The 7,672-nt window shown below is 64.9% G+C and carries 8 protein-coding genes, 1 tRNA gene and 1 pseudogene; 7 read left to right on the plus strand and 3 right to left on the minus strand.

The window, feature by feature from the left end; translation table 11 throughout:
- Positions 1-98: 98 nt before the first annotated feature.
- Positions 99-344, minus strand: a pseudogene (locus ACLHHB_RS13835) (transposase); the annotation flags it as partial.
- Positions 345-1,410: 1,066 nt separating this feature from the next.
- Positions 1,411-1,485: transfer RNA gene (locus ACLHHB_RS13840), tRNA-Thr, on the minus strand.
- 138 nt (positions 1,486-1,623) lie between these two features.
- Here ACLHHB_RS13840 and ACLHHB_RS13845 point away from each other — a divergent pair.
- The 7 genes from ACLHHB_RS13845 to ACLHHB_RS13875 all read left to right on the plus strand — a co-directional run bounded on the left by ACLHHB_RS13845 (position 1,624) and on the right by ACLHHB_RS13875 (position 6,352).
- Positions 1,624-1,800 carry a hypothetical protein gene (locus ACLHHB_RS13845; protein ID WP_410218866.1) on the plus strand — a complete coding sequence of 59 codons (177 nt, stop codon included), beginning with the start codon at positions 1,624-1,626 and terminating at the stop codon, positions 1,798-1,800.
- Complete coding sequence (gene murA / locus ACLHHB_RS13850; protein WP_410218867.1) at positions 1,800-3,071, plus strand: UDP-N-acetylglucosamine 1-carboxyvinyltransferase; 1,272 nt, start codon at positions 1,800-1,802, stop codon at positions 3,069-3,071. Before ACLHHB_RS13845 ends, murA begins: the two co-directional genes overlap by 1 nt.
- 2 nt (positions 3,072-3,073) lie before the next feature.
- On the plus strand, positions 3,074-3,550 hold the full coding sequence (locus ACLHHB_RS13855; protein WP_410218868.1) for a DUF2948 family protein: 477 nt from the start codon (positions 3,074-3,076) through the stop codon (positions 3,548-3,550).
- Positions 3,551-3,603: 53 nt separating this feature from the next.
- A complete protein-coding gene (locus ACLHHB_RS13860; protein WP_410218869.1) occupies positions 3,604-3,750 on the plus strand; it encodes a hypothetical protein in 147 nt (48 codons plus the stop codon).
- Between the two features lie 331 nt (positions 3,751-4,081).
- The gene (gene hisD / locus ACLHHB_RS13865) at positions 4,082-5,395 is read left to right on the plus strand and encodes a histidinol dehydrogenase (RefSeq protein ID WP_410218870.1); all 1,314 of its coding nucleotides are present in this window, start codon (positions 4,082-4,084) and stop codon (positions 5,393-5,395) included.
- A complete protein-coding gene (locus tag ACLHHB_RS13870; protein ID WP_410218871.1) occupies positions 5,392-5,871 on the plus strand; it encodes a UPF0262 family protein in 480 nt (159 codons plus the stop codon). The genes hisD and ACLHHB_RS13870 overlap by 4 nt, the downstream gene beginning before the upstream one ends.
- Before the next feature lie 4 nt (positions 5,872-5,875).
- On the plus strand, positions 5,876-6,352 hold the full coding sequence (locus ACLHHB_RS13875; protein WP_410218872.1) for a low molecular weight phosphatase family protein: 477 nt from the start codon (positions 5,876-5,878) through the stop codon (positions 6,350-6,352).
- A 5-nt stretch (positions 6,353-6,357) separates the two neighbouring features.
- On the opposite strand, the gene ACLHHB_RS13880 is transcribed toward ACLHHB_RS13875, so the two are convergent.
- Positions 6,358-7,672, minus strand: a 1,315-nt coding sequence (locus ACLHHB_RS13880) for a dihydroxy-acid dehydratase (RefSeq protein ID WP_410218873.1), incomplete at its 5' end; no start/stop codon positions are given.

Consider the following 7,672-nt stretch of genomic DNA (forward strand, 5'->3'; position numbering starts at 1 on the left):
CACAAGAAGCTTCGAAATCCCCTTGCGTCTGGGGCAGTTGCCTATGTTGCAGAACGCGGCGTTGATGCGCTTGGCACCGTCGGGATCAGGTGCGCCTCGTTGTCCATCAGCAGGTTCAGCGGCCCCGGCGCGCGGCGGGATCTCTGGGCCACGCAGGCCTTCTGCCTGCGGCTTGAGCCGTGGAGACGTCCGGTACCGGCCAGCTAAGCCCCGCCATCTCCGGGACGCCGACCGCCATGCCCGCGCCTTGCCGAAGCGGCAGGCCGAAGACCACCTTCACCATCAGGCAGAACGGGATCGCCGCATCGGAAAAACACCGGCGGGCGGTCAGGACAACCCGCCCGGATCGACCTGCCCCGCCCCGGTATGGTCACCGTTTCTGCCCTGCCGGCATCAGGAACCGGATGGCGCGGCCTTTCGCATCGGTCAGAGCATGCGGCGACCTGCGCCGCCTCAGCGCGTCATGGCGAGACCGTGCGTCGTGCGGTAGCGGGCAGGCTCAGGCCTTGGCATGCGAGCACGCTGACCCGACCAGGTGACCGCAGGGATCCTGCGGCAGGACGCGTTCTGCAACAAGGGCGTCATACCTTCGGTGACGGCCTTCGCCAGCACGTTCGCGCACCTATTGTCCGAAGTCCATCTATCGCCCTTGTTCTATGGCCATGCCAAGGTCAGTCTTTGTACACCATAAGGGTCCGCTCTGCACCCTTTGGTCATCACCCCCCGCAACCTCACGGGCTCATTCTCCGACCTTTCCTCTTCGCTGGGTCAATTTTAGCGAGCCCTTCGGCAGCCCCTTTTATCATCTTGACCAGCCCATCTCTTGAAGTTGAGGGTGAACTGAACAACCCGGAAGCGCTTTGTATTGACCGTGCCCACCTCGAGGGCGATGCAAAGCAGCGGGCTGTCTTGCGCATCCCTCCCGGCGTGCAGCCTGGTGTTCAGCCCGCCCTTTGCTCATCCGAGGAGGCGGCCGCGCCTGTCATGGGCGCGCTTTTTTCCCCCGCAGGCCTGAAGCCGTGCGTCCATGAAAGTTCTCCAAAGGCGCGGCTCCCCAGGCTCTAGCTTCACCACCTCGTCCAGTTCGCGGCGCCCTTTACCCGCCAGTGCGGAAAGTTGGACAGGAGGAATTGCTGCGGGACCTGAGCGGGCAGTCTGTCATTCGCGCTGCAACTTATACCGGAGGGAGAACCGGTGTTTGGCCTCGGCAGAGTCCCTCATACGAAGTGATTCTTTCACGACAGGACTTGCGCCATGCTGCACAAGGTCAGTTGGAGCTCGGACTGTTAGGCAGTAGACGCCGGTCTTCTGGTGCTTGCTCGGGCTTGGCATTCGGAGAGTTATGTACACCACCGAGAGAGCTTCAAGCCCTTGAAGTGCCACAAGCTCTTCAAAATTCTCAGTAAAAACTGGTGCTGTGAGAGAGGATTGAACTCTCGACCTCTCCCTTACCAAGGGAGTGCTCTACCACTGAGCTACCACAGCGCCGGTGGAGGGGCGTTTAGACAATGCCCGGGCCCCGCGCAAGGGGGGTCGTGCGGATTTTCCGGATTTCGCCGATTGGCACGCTGGAATGCGTGCGTTTGCTGGACGACAGGACGTCGCGAGGTTAACAGGGACGCCATGACCGACCGACGCGATGACAAACCCAAGCCCGATAGCCGCGAGGAGCGGCTCCGTCAGGCGCTGCGTGCGAATCTGGCGCGGCGCAAGGCGCAGGCAAGGGCGCGGGCGGTGGGGCATGACAACAACGACAAGACCGTCCCGGATGCGGATGGCGATGCAGGCAAGGACAGTTGATGGACCAGATCATCGTCGAGGGGAACGGCCCTCTGAAAGGGGAAATCCCCATCGCCGGCGCCAAGAACGCGTGTCTGACGCTGATGCCCGCCACGCTGCTCACGGATCAGCCATTGACGCTGACCAATGCGCCGCGCTTGTCGGACATCCGCACCATGACCGCCCTCTTGGGATCCTTGGGGGCCGAAGTCGCGTCCCTGCAGGAGGGACAGGTCCTGGCGCTGTCCAGCCATGCCCTGACCAGCCACCGGGCCGATTACGACATCGTGCGCAAGATGCGTGCCTCGATCCTGGTGCTGGGGCCGCTTCTGGCACGTGACGGGCTGGCCGAGGTGTCTCTGCCCGGGGGCTGCGCGATCGGGGCGCGTCCTGTTGACCTGCACCTGCGCGCGCTGGAGGCCATGGGCGCCAGCTTGGACCTGCGTGACGGTTATGTTCATGCCAAGGCGCCGGTCGGTGGCCTGCAGGGGGCGGTCTTCGAATTCCCGATCGTGTCGGTCGGCGCGACTGAGAACGCATTGATGGCGGCAACTCTTGCCCGCGGGACAACCGTTCTGAAAAACGCCGCGCGCGAACCCGAGATCGTCGATCTGGCCCGTTGTCTTCGCGCGATGGGTGCACAGATCGAAGGCGAGGGCACCGGAACCATCACTATCCAGGGCGTCGACGCGCTGCATGGTGCGACGCATCCGGTGGTGACCGACCGGATCGAACTTGGAACCTATATGCTGGCACCCGCCATGTGCGGAGGCGAGGTTGAATTGCTGGGTGGCCGGATCGAGCTGCTGTCCGCCTTTTGCGAAAAACTGGACGAGGCAGGCATCAGCGTCGAGGAAACCGCGCGTGGTCTCAAGGTTGCCCGCAAGAACGGGCGTGTGAAGGCCGTGAATGTCACGACCGAGCCCTTCCCCGGCTTTCCCACCGACCTGCAGGCGCAGTTCATGGCATTGATGTGTCTGGCCGACGGCACAAGCGTGCTGGAGGAGACGATCTTCGAGAACCGCTTCATGCACGCCCCGGAGCTGACCCGGATGGGTGCGCGGATCGAAGTTCACGGCGGCCATGCTACCGTACGGGGGGTGGAGACGCTGCGGGGCGCGCCTGTGATGGCGACGGACCTGCGCGCCTCGGTCAGCCTGATTCTGGCAGGCATGGCGGCCGAAGGCTCGACCATGGTCAGCCGTGTCTATCATCTGGATCGCGGCTACGAACACGTGGTCCGCAAGCTGCGCAGCGTTGGCGCGCATATCGAACGCGTGAAGGAGGAATGACCATGGCCGAAGACGCCCGTTTCAGCGATGCCGACCCCCGTCCTCTGGCCCTGAGGGCCGAGGACGAGGTCGATCTGCGTATTCTGTCCGCACTTGTGCAGGACGCGGTACTGACGGGGGCGGACATCAGCCATGACACCAAGGCCCGGCGCCTGGCCTTGCTGATCACGCGCTTTCGGTGGGAGGATGCCGACGCCGCCCGCACCGAAGGCCGAGAATTCGAGCGCGTCCGATCGGTTCTTGTCATCGGTGACGTGACACGGGTTGTCAGCGACGGTGTGGGGCGTGATGTGGATACGGTTCTGTCACTGCTGGCAATCCGTTGGCAGCCGGGAGAGGATGGAACGGGTCGCCTGTTGCTGGATTTCGCGGGTGATGGCACCATCCTGGCCGAGGTCGAATGCATCAATCTCGACCTGCGGGACGTGACACGGCCGCATCATGCCGTATCTGGCAAGGTGCCCCAGCATCCGGAGTGAGTTTCGGCCGCAACTATTCAAACATGGCGGCTGAGCCTTGCGCGCGCCTCCGAATGGCGGAGCAACTGCGCAAGGCGCCGCTGGCCTTTGACGCCACATTTGTGGAATGGCAAAACAGTCTGCTGGCCAATCTTGGCGCGCGGCTGATCAGGGTGACGATCTTCGCTGCGGGCAATCAGGTCAAGTACTCTTGGCCATAGCCAGTGCAAGGTGGCTTGAATGCCCGCGATCCGTCATGCGCTTGGCTAATGTCGTCTTCACCGAGCCCGCAGCGTGCGGCCAAGGCAAAGTGCAGGGTGCAGGCGGAATGGCGCGGCGGCGGGTCGGGGTTCATGTCATTGCCTCGGATGATCCGGCAATCGCCCTTGATCGCCGGATTTGGGAGCCGCGGACGACAGGGGCTGACGAACACCCGCGGCATCCGGCCGATCGAAATGCTGATGCCGCTGTCGGCTGACCTCTGCGGTTCCGGCGCTTGAGCCGCAGCGGATCAGGCGCTACCAAGGCGCGATCTTCCAAGGGGAAAACAGCATGCCGGTCTTTCTGAACACAAGTGACGCCGACTTCGAGACCGGGTTCCAGCACATGCTGTCGGCCAAGCGCGAGGATTCGACCGATGTGAACGATGCGGTGACCGCGATCATCGCCGATGTGCGCGCGCGGGGCGATCTGGCGCTGTGCGAACTGACTGCCCGCTTCGACCGGCTGGAACTGACGCCTGCAACGCTGCGCTTTTCGCCCGAGGAAATCGAGGCCGAGGTCGCCCGGGTCGGTCCCGAGGACCGTACGGCCCTTGCCCTGGCGGCCGAACGGATCCGCGCCTATCACAGCCGGCAGATACCCGACGATGCCAACTGGACCGATCCCGATGGCGCAACCCTGGGCTGGCGGTGGAGCGCGGTATCGGCCGCGGGTCTTTACGTTCCGGGGGGGCAGGCGGCCTATCCGTCCAGTGTCCTCATGAACGCGATTCCCGCGCGCGTGGCAGGGGTCGACCGGCTGGTCATCTGCGTGCCCACGCCCGGGGGCGTGATCAACCCGCTGGTCCTGCTGGCGGCCCAACTGTCGGGCGTGACCGAGATTTACCGGATCGGCGGTGCGCAGGCGGTGGCGGCCATGGCCTATGGCACCGACACGATCGCGCCGGTGGACAAGATCACCGGGCCCGGCAATGCCTATGTCGCGGCGGCCAAGCGGCAGGTCTTTGGCCGCGTGGGGATCGACATGATCGCCGGTCCTTCCGAGGTGCTGGTCATTGCGGATGGCGATCAGAACCCGGACTGGCTGGCCTGGGACCTGTTGGCGCAGGCCGAACATGACGCCGATGCGCAGTCCATCCTGATCACCACCGATCCCGCCATGGCCCGAAAGGTAGCCGAGGCGGTCGAGCGGATCATCCCGACGCTGGATCGTGCGGCCATCGCGGGTGCCAGCTGGCGCGACTATGGCACGCTGATCGTGGTACGCGATCTGGACGAGGCGGCGGCACTGTCGAACCGCATTGCGCCCGAGCATCTCGAACTGTGCGTGGATGACCCCGAGGAACTCGCCACCCGATGCCTCCATGCCGGCGCGATCTTTCTGGGGGCGCATACGCCCGAGGCGGTGGGTGACTATGTCAGTGGGCCGAATCATGTCCTGCCGACGGCGCGTTCGGCGCGTTTTTCCTCCGGGCTGTCGGTGCTCGATTTCCTCAAGCGCACGACGATGGCCCGCCTGTCGCCGGGTGCTTTGGCGGCAATCGGACCCGCCGCCGTTCGCCTGGCCGCATCCGAGGGGTTGCAGGCGCATGGCGCTTCGGTTCAGGCTCGTCTGGGGACGCTGAACGAAAGGCCGTCGGAATGAGCCGGATCATCCGCATCGAGATCGATGACAGTGCCATCGCGCCTGCCACCCCCGAAATGGAGCAGGAGCGGCGGGTCGCCATCTTCGACCTGATCGAGGACAACAGCTTTGCCGTCCCCGGCCGCGACGGCGCAACGGCCCCGGACGGGCCCTTTGTGCTGGAACTGTGCATGCGCGAAGGACGGCTGGTCTTTGATGTAAAAACAGAAGCGACCGAAAAGGTTGCGGAATTTCACCTGTCGCTGGGACCGTTCCGGCAGGTGGTCAAGGATTACTTCCAGATCTGCCAAAGCTATTTCGATGCCGTCAAGCGCCTGCCGCCGGCCCAGATCGAGGCGATCGACATGGCCCGCCGCGGCATCCACAACGAGGGTGCCCGCACCCTGCAGGAGCGGCTGGAAGGCAAGGCTTCGCTGGACATCGACACGGCGCGGCGGCTGTTCACCCTGATCTGCGCCCTGATCCCGCAAGGCTAGGCTCATGGCGCAGGACAAGTTCCCCTCATCGGTGCTGTTCTGCTGCGACCACAATGCCATCCGCTCGCCCATGGCAGAGGGCATGATGAAACGCTTTTATGGGAGCACGGCCTATGTGCAGTCGGAGGGCGTGAAGAACGACATGGAGGTGGACGGCTTTGCCATCGCCGTTTGCGACGAGATCGGCGTTCCACTGGCCGCACACCGCAGCCGCAGCTTTGATGAAATGCAGGACTGGGGTGACGATCTGGGACAGTTCGACCTGATCATCGCGCTTTCCCCGGCCAGCCAGCGCATGGCGCTGGAAATGACGCGCCATGCGCATCTGGAGGTCGAATACTGGCCTGTCATGGATCCGACCGGTCTGGCCGAGGGGCGCGAAGCGCGGCTTGCAGTCTACCGGCAAACCCGCGACCAGATCAGGGCGCGGATGCTGGAACGGTTCGGCCCCCCCACCATGCCGGAGGTCGAAGGGGTCTGAACCGGTCAGACGACGACGCCGGCGCCTTCGGTCGCGGGACCGGCCACCGCGCGGAAGGCTGCAAACATTTCGCGGCCCAGCCCCACGCTGCTGCTTTCGGGATCAAAGGCCACGGGCTGGCGCGTCTCGAAATCAGGCTCCAGGCATTCCAGCGTTCCCGCCTCGGCATCCAGGCGCACCCGGTCGCCGTCCCGCAGGCGCGCCAGGGGACCACCCATGGCCGCCTCGGGCGAGACATGGATCGCGGCCGGCACCTTGCCCGAGGCACCCGACATCCGCCCGTCCGTGACCAGCGCGACCTTGAGGCCCCGGTCCTGCAGAACGGCCAGCGTCGGCGTCAGCGAATGCAGTTCCGGCATGCCATTGGCGCGTGGGCCCTGGAAACGAACGACAACAACCGTGTCCTCGGTGATTTCGTTCGCGCGGAAGGCCGTCTTGACGGCCTCCTGATCGCTGAAGACGCGGGCCTTGGCTTCGATCAGGCGGCGTTCGGGGGCCACGGCGCTGATCTTGATCACGCCCCGGCCCAGATTGCCCTGCAGCTGCTTCAGTCCGCCTGTTTTGGCGAAGGGGTCGCTGGCCGAACGGAGGATGCGGTCGTTCAGGCTGTCCCGCGCGCCGTCTTCCCACCGGATGCGCTCGCCGTCCAGCTTGGGTTCACGCGTATAGCCGTCGAGGCCGGTTCCGTTGATCGTCTTGACGTCGGAATGCAGCAGACCGGCCTCCAACAACTGACCGATCATGTAGCCGATCCCGCCTGCGGCGTGGAAATGGTTCACGTCGGCCAGACCATTCGGATAAACGCGCGCCATCAGGGGGACGTTTTCGGAAAGATCGTGGAAATCCTCGATGTCGAGCAGGACCCCGGCCGCGCGCGCCATGGCGGGCAGGTGCAGCACCAGGTTCGTGGAGCCGCCCGTGGCCATCAGGCCCACGATGCCGTTCACGAAGGCCCGTTCGTCCATCACCTCGCCTGCAGGCAGGTACTCGTTGCCCAGATTGGTGATCGAGGCCGCACGCTGGACGGCGGCAACCGTCAGTGCCTCGCGCAGGGGCGTGTTCGGGTTGACGAAGCTGGAGCCGGGCAGGTGCAGGCCCATGAACTCCATCAGCATCTGGTTGGTGTTGGCCGTGCCGTAGAAGGTGCAGGTGCCGGGGCCGTGGTAGGAGGTCATCTCGGCCGCCATGAGTTCGGCCCGCGTGGCCTCCCCGGTGGCGAAGCGCTGGCGGACCTTGGCCTTCTCGTCATTCGGCAGGCCCGGCGTCATGGGACCGGCGGGGACGAAGATGCCGGGGAGGTGCCCGAAGCTCGCCGCGGCG

The organism is Paracoccus sp. (in: a-proteobacteria) (assembly GCF_046462195.1).
In the GTDB taxonomy this organism is placed as follows: Bacteria; Pseudomonadota; Alphaproteobacteria; order Rhodobacterales; family Rhodobacteraceae; genus Paracoccus.